This window comes from Nonomuraea polychroma, from assembly GCF_004011505.1.
Classification (GTDB): domain Bacteria; phylum Actinomycetota; class Actinomycetes; order Streptosporangiales; family Streptosporangiaceae; genus Nonomuraea; species Nonomuraea polychroma.
Window position 1 is genome coordinate 7,848,510 of the sequence record NZ_SAUN01000001.1, and the last position, 22,082, is coordinate 7,870,591.

Below are 22,082 nucleotides of genomic sequence, written 5' to 3' on the forward strand. Positions count from 1 at the left end.
CTGAAGAATTACGTGACGCGAATCCCTTCACGGCACCGTATGACGTGGACGACCATCCGGCGCTGGCTCCGCACTCCACCACGCTGGAAGCCCACACGCTCTTCTCAGTGGACTCAAACGTTACGTACGACCGCTCATGCTGGTGCGGAGAGCCTGTAAGTGGCGAAGTCGCCGGCACGATACTGCAGTTCGGCGAACTCCCCGAGCCGGGAGGACGAGGGCAGACGGCGTTCGTCCGCGAGGAGCCACTGCACCCCGTACTGTTCTCGCAGCCGCTGGACCGTGGCCGGCGACGGCGACAAAAAGACCGCTTCATTCGCCTCAAATCGTTCCCGATCCCAGAAAGGCTGATGCGCCTCCGACTGTCCTATCTTCCAGCGATCCAAATTCTTCGGCGTGTATCCCCACCCTTCGACGAGCATGCGCCGCTCGGCCAGGGCGGACAGCCAGGGCTGGTGGCTGTCGCACGGATTCTCGAAGCCCCAGCGGCAGTGCACGTTCGTGGCCACCAAATCATCGGGGGCCGAATGGGCGCGTAGCCATCGTGCCGCTGAGAGCACGCCTTGGGGAATCGCCGACGCCTCCATCAACGAGACGAGCGGCCTCTCGCCACCGCGTGACACGAAGGACAGGAGACGTGCGTGGTGGGCAGCAGGCAGCCCAAGGGCAGCCATCGCCAAGATCACGAGAGACCATCCGCGCAGTCCTGACCTTGCGACAACCATGACGGTGGCCGCCAGCCCGACGAGGACCACCAGCATGATGTACGGCAGGTAGAGGACATTGTCCAACCGGCCAGGAGCGATCGGCAGTCGGCCGCTCCACAGGACGGGCATGGCGTAGGCGCCGACCAGTCCTGCCGCGATCGCGCACAGCGCCATGCGTCGCGGCACGCGTGCGCGCCGCACAATGACGAGAGCCCCGAACACCGCGACGATCGCAAGGAAGGGGAAGGACCCCCACAGGAAGTAGACCTGGCTCCTCCCCGGATGATCGAGCATGACCACGGAGCCGAGGCCCGCAGCGGCCATGCCGAGCATGAGCACCACGTCGCAGCGGATGAACAATCTCGGCCGACTCAGCAGTCCAAGGACGGGACTCCATACGACAGCCCAGGCCAGCAGGTACACCGCTGCGACGCCGAGCAAAGACATCAGCGGTGGATCGACGTCCATGGGTGTCCGAGTCAGGTCTCGCCACACGGTGCCCATGTAAGAGAAGGGCGCGATAACCAGCGCCAGCCGGGCACCGCCGTAGAGCACGAACTGCGAGAAGAGCAGGCACGCCCCGGCCATCAATAGCGCGGCGAGCGCCGGCCACAGCAGTCGGCGCCGCCTCCACACCGCCACCGCCGCCACGGCGGCCAATCCCACGACGAGCATGGGCAGACACGTGGCCTTGGCGCCCATCACCGCCATGAGGAAGACGCCCAAGAGAAACCACACCATGAGGTCATACCTGTGCTGCCCGAACAGGTCCATCAAGATGAGGACAACCGGCACGAACAACAGCGACGCAAAGGTGAATGTGGGGCTACCCCATGCGGCATCGTGAATTCCACCATAGGTGAACGTCGCGAACGAGCTGACGAACAAGCAGGGAGCGCCCAAGCCGAACGTGACCACGACAGCGACCAGGGCGCCCTTCCACGAGTCCATCACCCGCCGTGCGAGCATCGCGACCAGGACAACGAAGGCGGCCATCATAGGCAGCACGCCCAACCGAAGCAGCAGCACCAGCGGTTCCACTCCACTGACCCAGCTCGCGGCCGCCCAGTGCGCATAGACGAACCAGTGGTAGAGGAGCGATTCGCCGGCGACAGGGGGATTCATCGGCGGCATATGGTGTTTCAATTCACCGATAAGGCCAAGATGGAAAGGCGTGTCGATGGGAGAATACTTCGCCAATGCCGGCCAGCTGAGCGGTCTGCCACTGAAGCTGCTGTAGGCACTCTGGGCGACAAAATAGCAGAAGATCAGAGCGAGGGCCCATGACCACCAGGCCGGTGCGGACGGCCTAGGGTCGGCTTTCCAATGCGCGCGGAGCCGGGGCACCATGAGGAAGATGGCGAACGTGGCGATCGGCCACGCCAGGACGAGCAGCGGAAACCCTGCTGCCCTGGCCACGGTGTAGGCCGCCACTTCCACGGCGAGTCCGAGCGTCAACCCGAGCGACAAGTCCTCTGCCAAAGTGCGCCTGCCGCCATAGAGAGCACGAATCAACAGCAGGCCCGGAAGCACCAGGCACAGCGCAAGATACGCGCCGTAGAAAGCCAGATCTGAGACGGATACCCCATAGCGAGTCAACACGGCCGCAGTGAAGCCGGCCGTGAGGGCTCCTGGCAGCCACGCGAACGCGCGCCCTTTCCAGCCGTCGGAGCGAACGGAATATCGCTGTCGGCCAGGGAGCCAGATCGGTCGAATGCTTTTCAGCGATCCGCGCACATAGCCTTGTCGAGAAATGGCCATGAACTGAGTCTGGCCGTACTGACAATCATCATGAGACCAGCCACCCGTCACTGGGCAGAGTCCTTGCCGTTCCCTAGCAAGGCCATGAGCAATCAGGGCTCTTGGCACAACCTCAGGAATTCAAGCGGCCGATGGCAGCGGCCTCCGGCTGGCTTGACTTGACAAAGGCTCGTAAATCATCTCGTGGGGGTTGCGCGTCTGGGGTCTGTCGGGCTTGGTGGCCTGTTCAGGATGGGGTGCATGACCGCAACTCCGCCAGTTCCTGGTTCGGTGTCGAGTACGCCGGGTTTCGTCTCGGATGTCGAGGCGGGCGCGGCGCGTGGTGGGTTGGTGTCGGGGGCTGGCCGTGTGCGGCGTGTGCTGGTTTCGGGGTGGCCGCCGGTGGTGCTGGTGGTGGTCGGCACTGTGGCGGTCTTGTGGTCGTATGGCGTCTCGGTATCTGATCTGGTGTTGTTCGGGGTGTATCTGGCGTTGGGGCTGGCGCTGCCGGGCGTGCTGTTGATCCGGGTGCTGTACCCGGGGATCCGCACGGTGGCGGAGGAGATCGCTCTGGGGCTGGCGCTGGGTTATGCCGTGGAGGTGTTGGTCTACATCGCCGTGCGTGCGGCGGGGGCGCCGTTGCTGGTTGCGGTCTGGCCGATCGCCGTCTATCTGGTTTTCCTGGTCGTTCCCCGGCTGCGGCGGCATTGGCGGAGTCCTGTTCGCGCGCGGACGCCGATCTGGTGGTCGTGGTGTCTGGCGTTGCTGTTTGCGTTGCTCGTTGTCTGGAGCGCCGTCGTCTTTTTTCGGGCCAACACCGTGACCTGGCCCCCAACGGGCATACGAGACACCGATGTGCCGTTCCATCTGGCTCTGATCGGTGAGCTGAAGCACCATGTGCCGCCTACGGTCCCCTGGATCGCCGGCGATCCTCTTTACTACCACTGGTTCGTCTACGCGCATCAGGCGGCGAGCAGCTGGATCACCGGGATCGAGCCGGTGGTGTTGCTGTGCCGGTTGTCGATGCTGCCCATGCTGGCGGCCTTCCTGATCGTCATCGCGATGACCGGGCATCGTGTGACAGGCTCACGACCCGCGGCACTGGTGATCGCCGCGGGGGCGATCTTCGTGGGGGCGCCGAGCCTGTTTCTGGGCCGGAGTCCTTACCCGTTCGCGTGGGGCGGTGTTCTTCAAAGCGCCTGGAACAGTCCCAGTCAGACGTTCGGGGGTTTGCTGTTCGCGCTGGTGGTTGTTCTTCTCCTGGACGTCTTCCGCCGCCGCCGTGGTGCGGGCCTATGGGTGCTGCTGGGGATCTTCCTCGTGGTGGTCATGGGTGCCAAAGCTGTCTATCTGCCGATGCTGGGCGTGGGGTTGGCGGCCGTGGCCGTTGTCGAGGTGGTCCGGCGGCGGCCTCCTTGGTCGATCCTCATCGCGCTGGCGATGACGGCAGCATGTCTGGTGTTCGCACAACTCGTGCTCTTCGGCGGGGTGCGCAACGGGATGACGTTCTACCCGTTGTGGGCCATGCGCAGGTCCTGGGCCGATATGACAGGGCGTGTCTACACGGCCAGCCCACCGCTGGACTCACTGCTCGGTGTCACCTTGCTCTATACGCTGTGCTGGGCCATCGCCTTGTGCGGAATCCTCGGCCTGCTCAGCCGGCCGCGCTCACTCACACGCTCCGACACGGTCCTCATGCTCGGCATCGGCGCAGCCGGTCTCGTCCCGGTGTTCCTGCTCGGACATCACGGCCACAGCCAGTTCTTTTTCCTCTTCGGCTGCTACCCCTACCTAGTCGTGGCGGCGGTGCACGGCATCCTGATCGTGCTGCGGCGAGCGCGCGTGTCACCGACCGCGACTGTCGTCGCGGTCGGCGCCGGAATGCTCGCCGCTTCTGTGATCCCCGTCCTATGCGGGATCAGAGTCCCTCTGCCCGCGGGTGCCCCGGAGGCCCTGGTGTATCTGCCGTACGTCACACTGCTCGTCATCGGCGTGCTGACGGCCGTGGCACTGACCACCACGATGGGCACACTCCGCACCTGGGCCCTCATGACCGTCGCGCTCAGCGCAATCGGCCTGCCGGCCCGCTGGCACGCGTTTGTCGGCGCGTTCACGCAGAAAGGGGTCTATGGAGTCATCCCTCCCAACGCCCCCGTGCCGAACGAGGTGATCCCACCCGGCACCGTGAAGGCCGCGCGGTGGTTGCGCGCCCATGCGGATCCCGATGATGTGGTCGCCACCAACACCCATTGCCGCTGGGGATTCGAAAACCCCTGCAACGCTCAGCAATACTGGCTGTCCGCGCTCTCCGAACGGCACGTTCTGGTAGAAGGATGGGCACCGTGCGCGCCTGTCCGCCGAGCAGTGGTGTCAAATCCCTATCAATTGATCATGTACCTTCCCTATTGGGACAAGGAACGACTCAGCGCGAACGACAGCGTCTTCTATGCGTCATCTGCCTCCACTATCCGACGCCTGCGCGAACAATATGGTGTGCGCTGGCTGGTCGCCGACGAGCGCCTGAGCCCAGACCCCACGCTCAAGAAGTTCGCGAACCTTCTCTTTCATTCCGACGGATATTCTATTTACCGCATAGAATGAGACACGTTCCTGTTCAGCTCTCAGGTCCAGCCTCTCTATTAGCAGTCCAGTTATCATTCTTGTCATGAGCGATCCGGCGTCGGCCGAACTTTCTACAAGGGTTTCACCTCCGAACAACGATCAGCGGACTGGTGTCAATCGACCGCTGACAGGATCAGTTCACCGCCGTTGCCGTCAGCTTATGGGAGGCTGGCCGATAAATGCGATTCTCTGGGCGATCATAGCGATATCTCCGGCGCTCGCCGTCACGTTTCTGGTGTGGCACTACTTCGACCGAAGCCTGCTCGCCTATGTGCCCGTGTGGACGGATGAGGTCGACTACTGGCATCAGGTTGCGACCTTCCGGGCAGTTGGCTTCGCGGGTGGCGCCTACGGCGTCAACGAGGCGGAAGCGAAATTGGCCTTCCTCCGCTTCGGCTCCCATGGCCCTGCGTTTCCGATGCTCTTGGCGGGCATCAGTGCGATTGCCGGTTGGCGTCCCTTCTCCGTTCCGCTCATCAATCTGGCCGTCATGGGTGCGGCGATCTTCGGCTACCTCGCACTGATCAGGGTGGGGTGGGTGCGGGCCGCGCTGACGGGCGCGCTCGTGCTCACTTTCTGGCCTGTGATGTTGTACCTGGCGACCACCATGCCTGAAACCATTCACCAGGGGATGGCCATTGTCCTGGCCGGATTGTTCTTCCTGCTCATCCGCCGCGGTCCGACCGCGAGCCGCACGCCGTTCATCGCCAGTGTTGTCGTGCTCACCCTGGCCTGCCTCCTTCGGCCGACGTGGGCGCTGCTGTTCGTGCCGCTGTTCTTCCTGCGTGGCGCGACGCTCACGGGCCGGCAACTCGTGCGGGCGGCGCTCAAGGGAGGCTTCATCGTTGTCGCCGCGTCCGGACTCTTCAGCCTCGTGTCAACGCCGTATCCGAAGCTCTACTCAGAACTGATCGAGTTGACCCTCAACTCGCCACTGACCGGGGTGAAACTGCTCCTGCAGAATTTCTGGCTAAATGTCCAGCGTCTGGCCGAGAGCGACTGGCTCGAGCTGGGGCTGTGGGCCGCGCTACTGGCCATCGTCGCGGCGGCTGTCGTCCGTGTTGTGCGCCACCTTCGGCAGGGCACCATCGATCACGATGAAAACTGCGCCGCCGGTGCGTTCCATTTGCTCAACCTGCTGCCGGTGACCGTCCTGGTCATAGGGATGTACGACACCGTCGACTCGTGCGACTACCGTTTCCTCGCCCCACACGTGCTGCTGTCGGCGCTCCTTGCTCTGGCCCGCTCGGAGCACGCCATCGTCATCATTGCGCTGGCTGCCAACCTGGCCCTTGCAGGTGCCTTCAGAGCAGGTTTCCTCGAGCTCCACCAACAACACTTCCTACCGGCCACGGACCCTAAAACCACCGCGCTGGGTCGCTACATCGAATACAAGCCGCATGCATCGGTGTGGGAGAACACGATCCTGTTCGACTTTACGAATTTCGTTCCCGGACTCGTGAACGTCCCCGCCGGAGTGGGGCTGAACCTGTACGCCGGGCTCGATCACCCGATCCGTTCTCGGTATCTCCTCATCACCAAGCAAGCCGCGAGGAGCCTCGGCGAAGACCGGCTCCGACTCCTCACGACAACCGCGAAAGGCAACCTGTACCTTCGGGAGGACTGACGTACAGTTCGTGATCCTCAGGGACGTGAATTGTCCCGCAAACGGTAAATGGAGTACGCGCCGGAGCGGAACGTGAGATCGGCGAACTGCCCGATCATGGGATGTGGGCTCAGGCGCTGGTCCGCAACCAGCCAGCGAACCCCGTACCGATCCCGAAGGCGTTGAACGGCAGCGGCCGATGGCGCATTGAAGACGGCGTCGTTCGCCCTGAGTCGTTCCTTATCCCAGAAAGGAATGTCTTCGATAATTTGGTCGGGATGCTGCGGTATCGGCCGACGAGTCGGCGCGTATCCCCACCCCTCGACCAAAACATGCCGTTCGGAAAGCGCGGACAGCCAGAACAGCACTGTGTCACATGGGTTCTCGCGTCCCCAGCGGCAATGTGTGTTGGTGGCGACCACATCATCGGGATCCGCATGGGCGCGCAACCACCGAGCGGCCGTCAGCGTGCCTTGTGGGATTTCAGGGACTATCCCCCGGCCATGAATCGAGACCTTGTCGATGCCCTTCTGTGCAAACTTGCCCACGATCGCGTACCAGCAGGCGGGCAGGCCGATTGCGCTGAGCGCGACGGTCATGAGGGCCCAGGTGCGGAGTGTGCCCATCGTGGTGGTCAGTGCCACGGCCGTCAGCACGCCGATGACGAGCAGTGTGACGTACGGCAGATACACCAGGGCCTCCGGGGCACCCGCGGGCAGAGGGACTCTGACCCTGCAAACGACCGGAATCAGACAAGCGGCGAGCATTCCGGCGCCGACCGCGACGACAGTCGCGGTCGGTGACACGCGCGCTCGCCGCAGCAGAATCAGGATGCCCTGCACCGCCACCGTCACCAGGGAGGGGAAGGCGCTCCAGAGAAAGAAGAAGTGGCTATGGCCGGCGTGTCCGAGCAGGAACACCGGGATGAACCCGGCTGCGCCGATGCCGAGCATGAGGACCGTGTCAGAGCGTGTGAGTGACCGCGGCCGGCTGAGCAGGCCGACGATTCCGCACAAGGCGATGGCCCAGCACAGCGTATAGAGCAAGGTGACACCGAGCAGTGAGTCCAGCGGTGGGCTGGCCGTGTAGACACGCCCTGTCATATCGGCCCAGGACCTGCGCATGGCCCACAACGGGTAGAACGTCATCCCGTTGCGCACCCCGCCGAAGAGCACGAGTTGTGCGAACACCAGACATGCTGCCGTCATCGCCAGCGCGATGAGGATCGACCAAGGAGGCCGCCGCCGGACCACCTCGACAACGGCCACGGCCGCCAACCCCACGCCCAGCATCGGCAGATAGACAGCTTTGGCACCCATGACCACCACGAGGAAGATCCCCAGCAGCACCCATAGGCCCGCACCACGGCGGCGGCGGAAGACGTCCAGGAGAAGAACAACCACCAGCGCGAACAGCAAACCCCCGAACGTCTGACTGGGACTGTTCCATGAGTTGTCGAGAAGGCCACCCCACGCGAACGGGTAAGGACTCTGGCCCAGAAACAGGCTCGGCGCCCCCACGAAGATCGCCCCCGCGGCGATCACCAGTGCCGCGGGTCGTGAGCCTGTCACACGGTGCCCGGTCATCGCGATGACGATCAGGAAGGCCGCCAGCATGGGCAGCATCGACAACCGGCACAGCAACACCACCGGCTCGATCCCGGTGATCCAGCTGCTCGCCGCCTGATGCGCGTAGACGAACCAGTGGTAGTAAAGAGGATCGCCGGCGATCCAGGGGACCGTAGGCGGCACATGGTGCTTCAGCTCACCGATCAGAGCCAGATGGAACGGCATGTCATAAATGGGCATCACCAAATCGGGCCAGGTGAGGGAGTTGGCCCGAAAAAAGACGACGGCGCTCCAGACAACGAGCAACGCAAACAGCAACGCCAGACACCACGACCACCAGATCGGCGTCCGCGCGCGAACAGGACTCCGCCAATGCCGCCGCAGCCGGGGAACGACCAGGAAAACCAGATAGACGGCGATCGGCCAGACCGCAACCAGCAACGGCGCCCCCGCCGCACGCACGGCGATGTAGACCAACACCTCCACGGCATAACCCAGCGCCAGCCCCAGAGCGATCTCCTCCGCCACCGTGCGGATCCCCGGGTACAGCACCCGGATCAACAGCACGCCCGGCAGCGCCAGCCCCAACGCCAGATACACCCCGAACAACACCAGATCAGATACCGAGACGCCATACGACCACAAGACCGCCACAGTGCCGACCACCACCAGCACCACCGGCGGCCACCCCGAAACCAGCACACGCCGCACACGGCCAGCCCCCGACACCAACCCACCACGCGCCGCGCCCGCCTCGACATCCGAGACGAAACCCGGCGTACTCGACACCGAACCAGGAACTGGCGGAGTTGCGGTCATGCACCCCATCCTGAACAGGCCACCAAGCCCGACAGACCCCAGACGCGCAACCCCCACGAGATGTTTGCCAGCTCTTTTGGGGTCGAGTCAACAGTTCCGGAGCCCACGATCCCTATGTATCGCCTTGACGGAATGCTGAGCGAAGACTGACCGCGTTTCGGGCTTGAAAATCCCGCAACTGCCGAGTGGCCCTCCACCAGCACGCCGGGCCGGTCAAAGCGGCCACGGCTCACCGAGGCGAGGCTGGCGATATGCCCATACGGAGGATGTGTCGCTCCAACGATGATGAACTACAGCCGATTACTCTGAGTGATCAGCGAGTCTTCGGCGCGAGGGGGGTCATGCTCGCAGCTGAGAGAGCACCCCTTCAAGATCATGAATGCCGAGGACGCCGACCGAAGGAGTACACATGCCCACCACCCAACGGATCGCATCCGGAAGCACGCCACCCGGCGAGAAGTGGGAAGACGCCTCGAAAGAGATGGGGCCACACACCATCACTATATGGGTGGACACCAGCTCTGGTCATTTTCAGAGCGATAACCCAACCTATATCGCCTCAGTGGAAGGAAACGGCTATCAGCATAAAGTGACCGGCACCAGCTCGATCTTCCCCGGCGGCGGTCCAAAAGATCCTCAGGGGCCCGGGTTCAGGATGTATCTGCAGGCAACTCAGGAGTGGAACTACAAACCAAACGGGTCCGATGACGTGATGGACCTAGACAAGGGAGCATGGAACAAAGACCATCTCAGCTGGTACGTCAACTGGATCGGCATCGACAATCCGTGAGTTCTCTGCCCGCGTCCCTCCTCTAGCGTCGACGCGGCGGCGCAGTATCCACGGCCCGATTCGCGAAAATAACCTACGAGTCCTCGAACCGAGGACTCGTGGGTGTCGCAACAGGTTCGCCACACGGATTGAGGGCAGCCGGTGTCTGCGGATGGTGCCGATCGAGACCCTGGCCGAAGCCACCTCCTAGTTTCACTACCAGCCGCCACGCCTGCACCTGATCTTCTGATGATGATCCCGTGCATAGTCGGGTAGAGGTCCTCCCCCAGCAGCAAGGGCATGGCGTCGCCCCGCTCGGACAGCTTCACGACGTCGGAGTAGGGACGGTCTTCCTTTTCCGGCAGCCTGCAGAGCAGGTCCCGGACGATCAACAGCCGACGTCCGCGCACATCAACGAAGTCTGCACAAGATGAACCGTGATCAATGCCCGTAGGGGCTCGAAGCCGTACCTCGCCCACGCCCGCTGGACCCGCACATTATGCGCCTGGGTGGAGATCTCGATCTCTGCCGCGCCGCGGGCCAGTGTACGATCCTCGATGCCCTTCAGCAGGTGGGCGTACAGGCCTCGCCCCTGCGCCCGGGAGACCACTCCGGCGAGCAGGATCTCGGTCCGGAATTCCGTTTCGTCCAGCGTCGCCAGCCCGAGGATGTCATCCGTCTCCTCATCCCTGAGGGTCACACAGCTGTCCTCCCGCACGAACCGCAGCGCCCACTCTTGGTAACCGGCAAGGGCGTCGGCGGGGTCCAGCAAGGGATTCGCCAGGTAATGGTTGCCGTATGCGTGGAAGATGTCGGCGACCAGCGACCTCACCACGTCGGTGCCGGTGACTCCCGATGTCCGCAGCGCAGCCGGTTCCGGCCGGCGCCCCGCCCCGGCGCGCAGCCGCCAGTACATGAGACAGTCCGCGAATATCGCGTCGCGACCAGGTGTGGCCAAGAGCCTCGCGAACCAGTCGACGCGATCAGCCGGGTATCGCAGGATGACGATGTCCGCGGCCGACCCGCTGGCGGCGTCGCGGACCTCGGACAGGGAATCGTCGGCTCCCTCGGGGACGGTCAGGCGCTCGATCGAGCGGCCGAACCGGGCCGACTCCAATGGTGACTCGCGGCTCACCAGGGCCGGGATCCCGGTCGCCTCCTGTACCGCCATCAGCTCACCTCGAAGGCTCGAACGGCCTCGATCACGCGTGCCACATCCATTTCGGCCAGGCCTGCGAAGAGCGGGAGCCGTATGAGGCGTTCGGCGATCTGCTCACTGACGGGACATCCGCCCGCGGCCACGCGGCCGTACCGCACGCCTGCGGGCGCCGTGTGCAGGGGCTGGTAGTGGAACGTCGCCTGCACTCCTTCCTCGGCGAGATGGCCGATGAGCGCTTGGCGGTTCCGCATGTCCGGGAGCAAGAGATAGTAGAGGTGCGCCGGCTGCATGCAGCCGTCCGGGACCATCGGCTGCGAGACGCCGTTCTCCGCCGCCCAGTCCGCCAGCTCCCCGTGGTATCTGTGCCAGATGGCCTGCCGCCGGGCCTGGATCTTGTCGAACGACTCCAGCTGGGAGGTCAGCAGGGCCGCGAGCACGTCCGACAGCAGGTAGCTCGAGCCGACGTCGATCCACCGGTACTTGTCCACCTGGCCGCGGAAGAACCGGCTCCGGTCGGTACCCTTCTCCCGGATGACCTCAGCCCGCGCGAGGAGCTCCGTGTCGTTCACGAGCAGCGCGCCGCCCTCGCCGCACTGGATGTTCTTCGTTTCGTGGAAGCTCTGGGTGGCCATGCAGCCGAATGAGCCCAGAGGCCGTCCGCGGTAGGAACCGCCCAGACCGTGGGCGTTGTCCTCGATGAGGGCGAGGCCGTACCGTTCCGCCAGCCCCGTTATGGCCTCCATCTCACAGCCGACACCCCCGTAGTGGACGACCACTATCGCCCGCGTCCGCGCGGTGATCGCTCCTTCTACCAGCCGCTCGTCCAGGTTCAACGTGTCAGCTCGGCAGTCGACGAACACCGGGACGCCCCCGCGCAGGACGAAGGCGTTGGCCGCCGACATGAAGGTGAACGAGGGCATGATGACCTCGTCCCCCGGCTGGATATCGAGAAGGACCGCCGACATCTCCAGCGCGTCCGTGCACGAGGTGGTCAGCAGCACGCAACCAGCCCCGGTGAGCTCCTTGAGCAGCTGGGACGCCCGCCGGGTGAACGGCCCGTCGCCGGCGGTACGTCCCTGCCCTATGGCCTCCGCGAGGTAGTCCAGCTCATGTTCCGACGAATGAGGCCGGTTGAAGGGAATGCTCGTGGCGTGGGGAGTTTCCATCGCTGAGCGTGAAGCGAAACCATTCCGTTGACGCGCGGGCTCGTACGAGTCAACCATCGATGCGTCCTCTGCTGCGAACGGTCTTCGAAGGGTGCGGTGGGGCAGGGAGCATGCCGCCTCGATCCGCCGAAGGATGGCCGGCAGGGCAAGGATGCCGCGCTGTACCCGCGTCAGCAGGAGTCGTGGTCATGCGCGCCAGTCTGACGACGTGGCCCGTGGTAGCCGTCGTGGACGCACGGGCGTGGCGATGTTCTTGCCATCCCTTGTGAGGTCGATCGCTGGGCAGCCGGCATTGGTCACGGCTTATCCGGTGCGGATTCCGTTGATGTGGGCGGAAGTCGGCTGATACTGGGCGGCTGTCGTGGGGGTCTCGACTACGGGGCGCGCCCCGACGCGTTCGGAGACCACATAGGTGGGGCGCCCCATTCCGCTGCCGTGAATGCGGCCCACGTACTCTCCGAGGACTCCAATGGAGATCAGCTGCGCCGCCGAGAAGATCGCGACTGTTGACGCGATGGTGGTGAACCCCGCTACGGTCGTGTCGCCCGAAGTGAACCGCCACAGAACCGTGCCGGCCAGCATGATACCGATGATCCCCACGAAGAATCCCAGGTAGCTCGCCATCCGCAGGGGGGTGGTGCTGTAGCCGAACAGCATGTTCACCGCGTGCCGTGTCAGCAGCCGCGCTGTGTAGTTGGAGCGCCCCTGTTGCCGTTCGCTCATGTGCACCCGCACTGAACCCACCCGAGAGGTGGCCCAGGACAGAGCCACGTCCACGGATGCATGGGGTCCTGACAATCCGTCGAATCCCTCACGCAGCCGTGTCCGGAAGGCGCGGAAAGCACTGATTGTCCGCGCAGCCCGGACGCCCAACACACCGGCCATGGCGGTTTTCACGGATCGGGACGCCAAGCTCCGGAGCACCCCGTGTTCCTCCTCATGCGGGACGCCGTAAACCAGGTCGAGGCGATCGCCCGCCAAGGCGGCCAGCAAAAGGGGAATCTGCTCCGGCAAATGCTGCAAATCATCATCCATGGTGACAATCAGCTCGTATTCCGCATCTCTGATACCCGCCACGAGCGCGTTGTGCTGACCGTAGTTGCGGGAAAGATTGATGGCGCGCACGCCATCGACCCGGCGAGCCAGGTCAGCGGCCGTTTCCCAGGTGTCGTCCGGACTTCCGTCGACGACGAGGATCACCTCATGAGGGCCGGACATCCCAGAGAGGACCGACACAAGCCGTGTCACCAACTCCGGGAGGGTCCGCGCGGATAGATAACAGGGGATGACCACCGAAACTGACATAGTTTGCCTCCGGCTGCCAGCATTCTTGCGTTTCACACGACTACCACCGTAATACCGCTTATCGGGCCACGACTAAGGAGGCCGAACACATGAGTGACGTAAAGAATCCATCAGTCCACGTTGAACACCGGCGCCTCATCTCGCTGCTTCGCGAACGCCGCGTCACGTACCCCATAGGCGGCGCCATGACCGCAGCGATTTATTACGGAATCGTGGCCCTGGCGCTAGCCGTCTTTGGAAGCACTGCCCCCTACCTTCTCCTGGTGGTGGCCAGCCATTTGACAACCGTGGTGATCGTTTACCCTTGGTATAGACTCGTCGTCTTTCCTGACACCGCGGAATCCTGGCTGACCGGGTACGTACGGCTCTATGTCGTGGGACTGAGCTTCCTGGCCGCATCCCTGATCGGACTCCCCATACTAGTGGAATTGGCCAGCATACCCATCCTTGTTGCACAAGGCGTCATAATATGCGCCAGCCTGCCACTAAGCTACACAATCAATCGAAGGTGGACATTTCGGGATCACCGCAGCATCTAGTACGGGCAACGTCTCTCAAGGTCTTTGACAAATATGAAGTGCGGCGAAGAGGGCCGGGTCCGGACAGCGCCTAGATTCGAGCCGAGAGCGGCCACTGGGCCCCGGTCTGTTTGGAAGGATCAAGCGATGAAAGCGCTCGTTCTAGCCGGCGGCAAGGGGACGAGGCTGCGTCCGCTGACGCACACCTCGGCGAAGCAGTTGGTTCCCGTCGCCAACAAACCGGTGCTCTACTACGGGCTTGAGGCGATTCGGAACGCGGGCATCACCCGTGTGGGCGTCATCATCGGCGACACCGGCCACGAGGTTCGGGACGCTGTCGGCGACGGCTCGATGTTCGGCCTCGACGTCACCTACATTCCCCAGGAGGCTCCGCTCGGACTCGCCCACTGTGTCCTGATCGCGAGGGACTTCCTGGAAGACGACCCGTTCGTGATGTACCTGGGCGACAACTTCCTCATCGACGGCATCACCGATCTGGTCGACGCCTTCGACGCCGCCGACCACGACGCCCAGATACTGCTGACCAAGGTCGCAGAACCGCAGTTCTACGGAGTCGCGGAGCTCGGCCCCGATGGGCAGATCGTCCGGCTGGAAGAGAAACCGGAGCACCCGCGCAGCGATCTCGCGATCGTCGGCGTCTACACCTTCTCTCCTGCCATCCACGAGGCAGTCCAGGCGATCAAGCCCTCTGCGCGGGGCGAACTGGAGATCACGGACGCGATCAAATGGCTGATCGACACCGGGCATCGCGTCCACTCCCACTTTGTCAACGGCTACTGGAGGGACACCGGGCGCCTGCAGGACCTGCTGGAGTGCAACCGCATCGTCCTCGAGCGCATCGAGCCCGGGGTCATGGGCACAGTGGACCGGCTGAGCCAGACCACTGGGCGGGTCGTTATCGAGCAGGGCGCGGTGGTGGAGAACTCCATCGTCCATGGACCGGTCGTCATCGGACCCGACACCAAGATCATCTCATCGTATGTCGGTCCCTTCACGTCCATAGGGCCTAATTGCATGCTGCAGGATTCGGAGATCGAAAACTCGATCATTCTGGACGGCTCCTCCATCCATGGCGTTTCGCGTATCGCGCGCTCGCTCATTGGCAGGAACGTCGAGGTGAACCGCACATCCCGGCTGCCCAACACCCACCAGCTCATGGTCGGCGACCACAGCAAAATACAGGTGAGCTCATGAGGTTTCTCGTCACCGGAGGCGCCGGATTCATCGGCTCCCACTACGTCCGTTCACTCCTGTCCGGCTCATATCCCGGGTACGAGAACGTGCGGGTCACGGTTCTGGACAAGCTCACGTATGCAGGAAACCTGGCCAACCTCGCCCCTGTGGCGGACCACCCCGGTTATGCCTTCCTCCAGGCAGACATCACCGATGCACACGCGCTCGCGGAGGTCGTCCCCGGGCACGACGTGATAGTGAACTTCGCGGCAGAGACCCACGTCGACCGCTCCATCACCGGCGCCGCCGACTTTGTGACCACGAATGTTGTGGGCACCCAGCGGCTTCTGCAGGCAGCTCTGGAGGCTGACGTTCCGACGGTCGTCCACGTCTCCACCGACGAGGTGTACGGATCGATCGACGGCGGATCCTGGAACGAGGACGAGCCGCTGCTTCCGAACTCCCCGTACTCGGCCGCCAAGGCCGGCGCAGACCTCCTTTGCCGCGCCTATCACAGCACGTACGGCTGTGACATCCGAGTCACGCGCTGCTCCAACAACTACGGCCCCTACCAATATCCCGAGAAGCTCATCCCGCTCTTCGTGACCAATCTCCTCGAGGGCCGGAAGGTCCCCCTCTACGGAGACGGCCTCAACGTGCGGGAATGGCTGCACGTCGACGACCATTGCCGAGGAATCCAGCTAGTTTTGGAGAAGGGCTCACCCGGGGAGATCTACAACATCAGCGGCGGGACCGAGCTGACCAATCGGGAGTTGACCGGCCGCCTGCTCGACGCTCTTGGCACGAGGTGGGAGATGGTCGAGCAGGTGCCCGACCGACCTGGCCACGACCGACGCTACTCCTTGGACGACGGCAAGATCCGCGCGATTGGCTACCAGCCACGTGTGGAATTCGATGAGGGCCTGGCCGCTGTCGTGCGGTGGTACCGCGACCACCAAGAGTGGTGGCGACCGCTGACGCGGGCGGGCGCCGGCAGGGCCGGAGCGCCTACCGCCTGAGGCCGCCGGCACGCGTGGCACGCGGTCCGGCGGCAGTGCGATCTTGCTCAGAGCGGAGGATCACGAGGCGACCCCTGCGGGAGTGCCGATGCCAGACGTCGTGCCACTGGTGGTGGCGGTGCGCAAGGCTTTGGTGCGGGCCACAGCGTGGGCCATTGCTATGCACGCCAGTGGAATCGCGGGTTGAACATAGCGGTAGTCACCCTGGTTCGTTGCAGTCGCGAGCACCACGAGTGTGACCGCCATCGTCCACGGCACCAGCGACCGGATCGGCAGACGTCTGTAGCGCAGTGCGAGAACCAGGGGCGCCGCCATCACCATGGCCAGGACCGGCTCCGGCAGATAGATCCGGCTCTCGTACCATCTGAGAAATCTTGCGAAAAGCGCTATCTCGGTTGGCGCATCCCCATATCCATACGGTGCCGCCAAGTGCGCATGCTGCGGCGGGACTCCCTCGATGCCAGAGCCGGTGGACCGGAAGGAGGAAGGCGGGTCCGTCTTGCGGAAGACGTTGGCCAGGTCACGCACCACTACCAGGGCATAATCCACAGGCTGAGCAACGATGGCGCGCTGGGCGAACTGTCGCGCGAGGGCATTGTTGTCCGGACTGGCCGCAGGCTCCTTTGTGGCGAACAACCAGGCATCTGGCCTTGTTATGTAAACTCCTGGCCGAGCGCCTATGGCTTGGAGCGATTTCGGCGGGCAGAGCGGGACAAGAGCCGCCGGGGGACGTATCTTCGCGCAGTCGGCAAACGACATGGTGCGCGACCAGAGGATCAGCCCGTCGCTCGTGGTGAGGGCGAGCACGCCGTGGTGCGACTGAAACCAAAGACCATAGGCGAAGAGCGGTGCGAGACAAGCCGCCATGGCCGCGAGCAGCGCACGGAGCCTGACTCGGTGCAGCAGCAGGAGCAGCGGATACAGGAGCACCAGCGGCAGCGCTATCGATCTGGTGAGGGTGGCGGCGGCGAGAAGCAGCCCTGCCAATACTGCTGCCGGCACTGTGAGCCGGTACCGCCAAAGAGTGACGACGACAACCCCGATCAAACAGCAGGTGAACAGCGTCTCGCTGAGCAGGGAATGCTCCATCGCAAGTTGGCGAGGCTCGAGGAGGACCGGAAGGGCAGCCGCCACTGCCAGCATCGGGCGCACTTGCCATCGGCGGAGCAAGACATAGACCATGATGCCGATGCCGAGCCCCATGGCGTGCTGGATAGCACCTACGAGGACATTGCTGTGAAAAGGCAAGAGCATGCGGAGGAAGAATGAATAGCCAAAAGGCCTCAGGGCGCCAGGAGCGATCTGCAGTGCATAGGCCGCGAAATCGCCTGAATCGCCATACCAGAATGCTCGCTGGTGACCGAGCATGACTACCGACCGCAGCAGTACGGCGGCGGCGACAGCAAGGACGATCGGTGTACGCACCGCAGTGAGCAGGAATGATTTACGAGAGGCGGCAGCAGAGCCATCGAGCCCCGTGCCGCGCACAACATTCAGCTTCATGGACGTGTCCATTCTTCCCTTGCCCCCGACTGACGTACTCGGAAGATCGATCAGTGCGTAGCGGCGCAATCAGCCATCCACAACTAGGAGGGGTCTTCTCTCAACCGGCGTCGAAGATCAACTGAGAGGCGAGGGTCACTCCCTCCGCTTCGAGCAGCTTGCGGATCATCCCGGTGAAGTCCACGGTCGGCCGCCAGCCGGTGAGCCGACGGAGCTTCGCCGGATTGCCGATCAGTGTGGTGCCGCCGCGCGTGAGCACACCCGGGTCCTCGCGCACGTGCCGCGACCAGTCGAGCCCGGCCAGCGCGAACGCGGTCTGCGCGAAATCGCCGACCGTGTGGCCCTGGCCGGAGGCGACGATGAAGTCACCAGGCTCCGAGGCTGCGAGGATCGCGGTCATCGCCGCCACATAGTCGGGGGCGTACCCCCAGTCCACCACCGCGGAGAGCCGGCCCAGCGTCACCTGGCCGTCGCCCTCGCGCTGGATCCGGGCAACCGCTTGTACGATCTTGCGGGTCACGAACTCCGGGCGCCGCAGGGGCGACTCATGGTTATAGAGAATCCCCGCCGAGACGAAGAACCCGCTCTCCCGGTAAGCGCGGCAATGGAGCAGACCGGCGGCCTTGGTGATGCCGTACACCGAGGCCGGCCGCAACGGGGTGGACTCGTCCTGTATCGGCTCCGTCGGCTCGCCGAACACGTGCGACGAGGCGGCATAGAACAGCCGGGTGTGCGGCGAGTGCCGGCGGATCGCCTCGGCGAAGAACACCACAGGCAAGGTGTTGACCTCGTACGATCGCCGGGCGAGCCCGGCGGGGTCGCCCGGAACTCCTTGCGAGGAGTGCTGCACCGCCGCCAGCAGGTAGATCTCGTCCGGCTCCTCCTTGCGCACCAGGTCGGTCACCTCCTCCGGGGAGGTGATATCGGGGCCCTGACGGCCGACCGGAGTGACATCGTCGCCGCGTGCCGCGAGCAACTCGCACAAGAGCGTGCCGTCCTGCCCTTCTGCCCCGATGACGACCGACCTGGACACGGATCACACCACCGTCAACTCAGGCAATGGGAACACCAACCGCCCACCGGTCGCCACGAAGTCACGCTCCCGCTCGACGATGTTGTCGCGGTAGATCCATGGAAGGACCAGGAACTGATCGGGGCGTCGATCTCGGGCCTCGCTCTCCGAGACGATGGGGATTGCGGTGCCCGGGGTGAAGCGGCCGAATTTGTCCTCGTTGACCTCCGCTATGCAGGGCAGGTCCGCCTCGCTCAAGCCGCAGAACTGGAGGACGACGTTGCCCTTGGTGGATGCACCGTATCCGAGGGTCAGCTTGTCGTCCTTGCGGGAGGCGTCGAGGAAGTCGCGCAGCACCTCGCGGTGGTCGCGAGCACGACGTGCGAAGTTCTGGTACGGAGCCAGGGTGCCGAGGCCGAGTTCGGCCTCGCTCGCGCGGATGCGCGCCAGTCCGGCTTCGTCCACCGGATATCGGGACGGGTTCGGCGTGAGGATGAGGCTGAGGCTTCCCCCGTAAATGTCGGTGATCTCGCCACGTACCACCGTCAGCCCGACCCGTTGGGCCATCCACTCGATCTGGCGCAGGGCGTAGTAGTTCAGATGCTCGTGGCAGACCACGTCGTAGGCGGTGCTCGACAACATCGCGGGCAGATAGCTCTGCTCCATCAGCCAAATGCCGTCCTCGGCCAGCACGTCCCTCACATCGCTCATGAAGCGGAGAGGGTCCGGCAGGTCATAGAACATCGCGATCGAGGTGACCACCTTGGCACGCCGGGAACCGTACGCGCGGGTGAAAACCTCCTTGGTGAAGAACTCGGTGATCAGTCCCACATGTGGGGGGTACCACGGGCGGAATTTGGTGCCCGTCGGGTCGATCCCCACGAGCTCTGGGCCGTCCGCCGGGTACGCGCGCAGCAGAGTGGAATCGTTACTGCCGATGTCGAGCACCAGGTCGCCGGGGCCGAGTTCGACCATCGAGGTGATCGCGTCGACTTTCTGGCGCAGGTGCCGCACCATCGACTGGTTCAGGCCGGACCTGTAGCCGTATTGGTCGCCGTACATGAGTCCGAGGTCAGTGGTGTGCCGGAGCTGGACCAGGCCACATCCCGCGGGTGAGCAGACGATCAATTCCAGGGGAACCGCCGGAACGTGCTCCTCCCTGGTGCGGGGAAAAGCCCCGGTAAGGGCCTGCCGGCCCAGGTCGAGTACCGGAACCAGTTCCCGGTTGCCGCAGATGCGGCACTGGCCGATTGCGTGGTGAGTCATTCTTGCCTCAAATCGTGTTCCACCATCAGGCTGACTAGCTCCTTGAAGCGAGTCTTGGGCTCCCAGTTGAGCTTCTTGCGTGCCTTGCTCGCGTCCCCCGCGAGGAAGTCCACTTCGGTGGGGCGGAAGTATTTCGGATCGACCTCGACCAAGACCTTGCCGGTCCGGCGGTCGATCCCCCGTTCATCGACGCCCTCGCCCTTCCACACGAGGTCGATCCCGACGTGCTCGAACGCGGCCTCGCACAGTTCGCGGACCGAGTGCGTCTCACCGGTGGCCACGACATAGTCGTCGGGCGCAGGTTGCTGGAGCATGAGCCACATGGCGTGGACGTACTCTTTGGCGTAACCCCAGTCGCGGCGCGCGTTCAGATTGCCGACGTAGAGCCGCTCCTGCTTTCCGCGACTGACCCTGGCCACCGCCCGGCTGACCTTGCGGGTGATGAAGATCTCCCCGCGGCGCGGCGACTCATGATTGAACAGGATGCCGTTGCAGGCGAACAATCCGTACGCCTCACGGTAGTTCACGGTGATCCAGTACGCGTACAGCTTGGCGCACGCATACGGGGAACGCGGGTAGAACGGCGTGCTCTCGGATTGCATGGTGTTGCCCAGCCCGCCGAAGAGCTCCGAGGATGACGCCTGATAGAAGCGCGGCGATATTCCCACCTCCTTGATGGCGTCCAGGATCCGCAGGGTGCCCACCGCATTGGCCTCAGTGGTGAAGTCCGGCATCTGGAAGGAAATGTGCACGTGGGATTGAGCGCCCAGGTTGTATATCTCGTCCGGAGCGACTTGTTCCAGGATCCGGTTGAGGCTGCTCGAGTCGGTCAGATCGCCGTAGTACAGATGCAGGTACCGGTTGCTGTCCGAATCATGATATATATGATCAATTCTATGGGTATTGAAATTTGACGCGCGCCGTACTATTCCATGTACTTCATATCCTTGCTCTACGAGTAGTTCGGTGAGATACGATCCGTCTTGACCGGTAATTCCGGTGATCAGAGCCTTTTTCATTTCTTTCCCAATAATTCATGCTTTTTGCACAGACCGGACTGAGTGAAAGCTAAGACCGTGAATCCAGTAAGCTGTCTGATCTTCATTCCCACCTATAACGAGCGAGAGAACGTCGAGCCGCTCACGGAGGCCATCCTCGATCAAGGACTTGACTGCGATCTGCTCTTCCTGGACGACGACTCCCCCGACGGCACCGGCAGCGTGCTGGACAAACTCGCCGAGCGGCACCCCCGGATGACGGTGATCCATCGAGAGGGCAAGGCAGGCATCGGCTCCGCACACCAAGCCGGTATCGCCTGGGCGTACGAACACGGATACGAATGGCTGATCACGATGGACTCGGACTTCGCCCATCCGCCCGAGTACCTTCCGAAACTTCTTGAAGCCGCCGGCGAGGGCGCGGCCGTGGTGGTCGGCTCGCGTTATCTCAAGCGGGGCAGCCTTCCAGGCTGGAGTGCCGGTCGGAAGATGCTGACTCATCTTGGGCATGCCGTCACGGTCGCGTTGCTCGGCATGCCGTACGACGCCACCACCGCGTTCCGCCTCTACCGGCTCGGCGACATCCCGCAGGAGACCTTCGCGCTGGTACGTTCCCAGGGCTACTCGTTCTTCTTCGAGAGTCTCTTCGTCCTGCACGTCAACCGCTTCCCGATCCGCCAGATCCCGATGCACCTGCCTGGCCGTACGTTCGGAGCCTCGAAGATGGACTCGCGCGAGGTGGCCACCAGCGTGCGCTTCCTGATCCAGCTGTTGGGCCGCAAGTTGTTGACTCCTCGCCGGCTGCGGATCCGCCGGTAAGCTTCGCCCGCAGCCAGGGCACCACATCGGCGGCCACTGGCCAGTCGGGCTCGGCAATGTTCAACGCGGGGAATTGGTCATCCCGTCTGTCCGCGGCGAAGTCGGACCGAGAGCCGATCGCGTCCCGAATCTCGCGCAGTGCGATCGTGGTCCGGGCGCCGATTTCCCACACGCCTTGCTGGTCGAGGTGGTCCGCTACCCATTTCGCACACCACTCCACCGGCGCGAAACTCTGCAGGGAATCCCCGCTTGCATACACCGGCCGGTGATGCAGCATGTCGATCAGAGAGCC

Annotated in this window: 16 protein-coding genes; 7 read left to right on the forward strand and 9 right to left on the reverse strand. The window is 63.8% G+C overall.

What is annotated here, in order from left to right; genetic code table 11:
• Positions 1–134: 134 nt before the first annotated feature.
• Positions 135–2,468 (reverse strand): hypothetical protein, encoded by a 2,334-nt coding sequence (locus EDD27_RS35715; RefSeq protein WP_127936305.1) that lies wholly within the window; start codon positions 2,466–2,468, stop codon positions 135–137.
• Positions 2,469–2,708: 240 nt separating this feature from the next.
• On the opposite strand from EDD27_RS35715, the gene EDD27_RS35720 reads away from it, so the two are divergent.
• Positions 2,709–5,048 (forward strand): hypothetical protein, encoded by a 2,340-nt coding sequence (locus EDD27_RS35720; protein WP_127936306.1) that lies wholly within the window; start codon positions 2,709–2,711, stop codon positions 5,046–5,048.
• 64 nt (positions 5,049–5,112) lie between these two features.
• The gene (locus tag EDD27_RS35725; protein WP_127936307.1) at positions 5,113–6,696 is read left to right on the forward strand and encodes a DUF2142 domain-containing protein; all 1,584 of its coding nucleotides are present in this window, start codon (positions 5,113–5,115) and stop codon (positions 6,694–6,696) included.
• A 17-nt stretch (positions 6,697–6,713) separates the two neighbouring features.
• Here EDD27_RS35725 and EDD27_RS35730 read toward each other — a convergent pair whose 3' ends face one another.
• A complete protein-coding gene (locus EDD27_RS35730) occupies positions 6,714–9,062 on the reverse strand; it encodes a hypothetical protein (protein WP_127936308.1) in 2,349 nt (782 codons plus the stop codon).
• A gap of 409 nt (positions 9,063–9,471) precedes the next feature.
• On the opposite strand from EDD27_RS35730, the gene EDD27_RS35735 reads away from it, so the two are divergent.
• A complete protein-coding gene (locus EDD27_RS35735; RefSeq protein WP_127936309.1) occupies positions 9,472–9,852 on the forward strand; it encodes a hypothetical protein in 381 nt (126 codons plus the stop codon).
• A 367-nt stretch (positions 9,853–10,219) separates the two neighbouring features.
• On the opposite strand, the gene EDD27_RS35740 is transcribed toward EDD27_RS35735, so the two are convergent.
• The 3 genes from EDD27_RS35740 to EDD27_RS35750 form a co-directional block, all read right to left on the reverse strand.
• Positions 10,220–11,002, reverse strand: coding sequence for a GNAT family N-acetyltransferase (locus EDD27_RS35740; RefSeq protein ID WP_127936310.1), 783 nt, complete (start codon positions 11,000–11,002; stop codon positions 10,220–10,222).
• Positions 11,002–12,156, reverse strand: coding sequence for a dTDP-4-amino-4,6-dideoxygalactose transaminase (rffA, locus tag EDD27_RS35745; protein ID WP_127936311.1), 1,155 nt, complete (start codon positions 12,154–12,156; stop codon positions 11,002–11,004). Before rffA ends, EDD27_RS35740 begins: the two co-directional genes overlap by 1 nt.
• 303 nt (positions 12,157–12,459) lie before the next feature.
• Entirely contained in the window at positions 12,460–13,461 is a 1,002-nt protein-coding gene (locus tag EDD27_RS35750; RefSeq protein WP_127936312.1) for a glycosyltransferase family 2 protein, read from the reverse strand.
• An 89-nt stretch (positions 13,462–13,550) separates the two neighbouring features.
• Between EDD27_RS35750 and EDD27_RS35755 the strand changes: the two genes are divergently transcribed.
• The 3 genes from EDD27_RS35755 (at position 13,551) to rfbB (ending at position 16,192) form a co-directional block, all read left to right on the forward strand.
• The gene (locus EDD27_RS35755; protein WP_127936313.1) at positions 13,551–14,000 is read left to right on the forward strand and encodes a GtrA family protein; all 450 of its coding nucleotides are present in this window, start codon (positions 13,551–13,553) and stop codon (positions 13,998–14,000) included.
• Positions 14,001–14,126: 126 nt separating this feature from the next.
• Positions 14,127–15,194: a glucose-1-phosphate thymidylyltransferase gene (locus tag EDD27_RS35760; protein WP_127936314.1), complete on the forward strand. Its 1,068-nt coding sequence runs from the start codon at positions 14,127–14,129 to the stop codon at positions 15,192–15,194.
• Positions 15,191–16,192, forward strand: a complete 1,002-nt coding sequence (gene rfbB, locus EDD27_RS35765; protein ID WP_127936315.1) for a dTDP-glucose 4,6-dehydratase — start codon at positions 15,191–15,193, stop codon at positions 16,190–16,192. The genes EDD27_RS35760 and rfbB overlap by 4 nt, the downstream gene beginning before the upstream one ends.
• A gap of 60 nt (positions 16,193–16,252) precedes the next feature.
• Here the strand turns inward: rfbB and EDD27_RS35770 are convergent, their stop codons facing one another.
• The 4 genes from EDD27_RS35770 to gmd all read right to left on the reverse strand — a co-directional run bounded on the left by EDD27_RS35770 (position 16,253) and on the right by gmd (position 20,992).
• Entirely contained in the window at positions 16,253–17,695 is a 1,443-nt protein-coding gene (locus EDD27_RS35770) for a hypothetical protein (protein ID WP_127936316.1), read from the reverse strand.
• Positions 17,696–17,795: 100 nt separating this feature from the next.
• Complete coding sequence (locus EDD27_RS35775; RefSeq protein ID WP_127936317.1) at positions 17,796–18,728, reverse strand: GDP-mannose 4,6-dehydratase; 933 nt, start codon at positions 18,726–18,728, stop codon at positions 17,796–17,798.
• Positions 18,729–18,731: 3 nt separating this feature from the next.
• Positions 18,732–19,973 carry a class I SAM-dependent methyltransferase gene (locus tag EDD27_RS35780; RefSeq protein ID WP_127936318.1) on the reverse strand — a complete coding sequence of 414 codons (1,242 nt, stop codon included), beginning with the start codon at positions 19,971–19,973 and terminating at the stop codon, positions 18,732–18,734.
• A complete protein-coding gene (gmd, locus tag EDD27_RS35785) occupies positions 19,970–20,992 on the reverse strand; it encodes a GDP-mannose 4,6-dehydratase (RefSeq protein ID WP_127936319.1) in 1,023 nt (340 codons plus the stop codon). Before gmd ends, EDD27_RS35780 begins: the two co-directional genes overlap by 4 nt.
• A gap of 57 nt (positions 20,993–21,049) precedes the next feature.
• Between gmd and EDD27_RS57140 the strand changes: the two genes are divergently transcribed.
• The gene (locus tag EDD27_RS57140) at positions 21,050–21,790 is read left to right on the forward strand and encodes a glycosyltransferase (protein WP_164903934.1); all 741 of its coding nucleotides are present in this window, start codon (positions 21,050–21,052) and stop codon (positions 21,788–21,790) included.
• Positions 21,791–22,082: the final 292 nt, after the last annotated feature.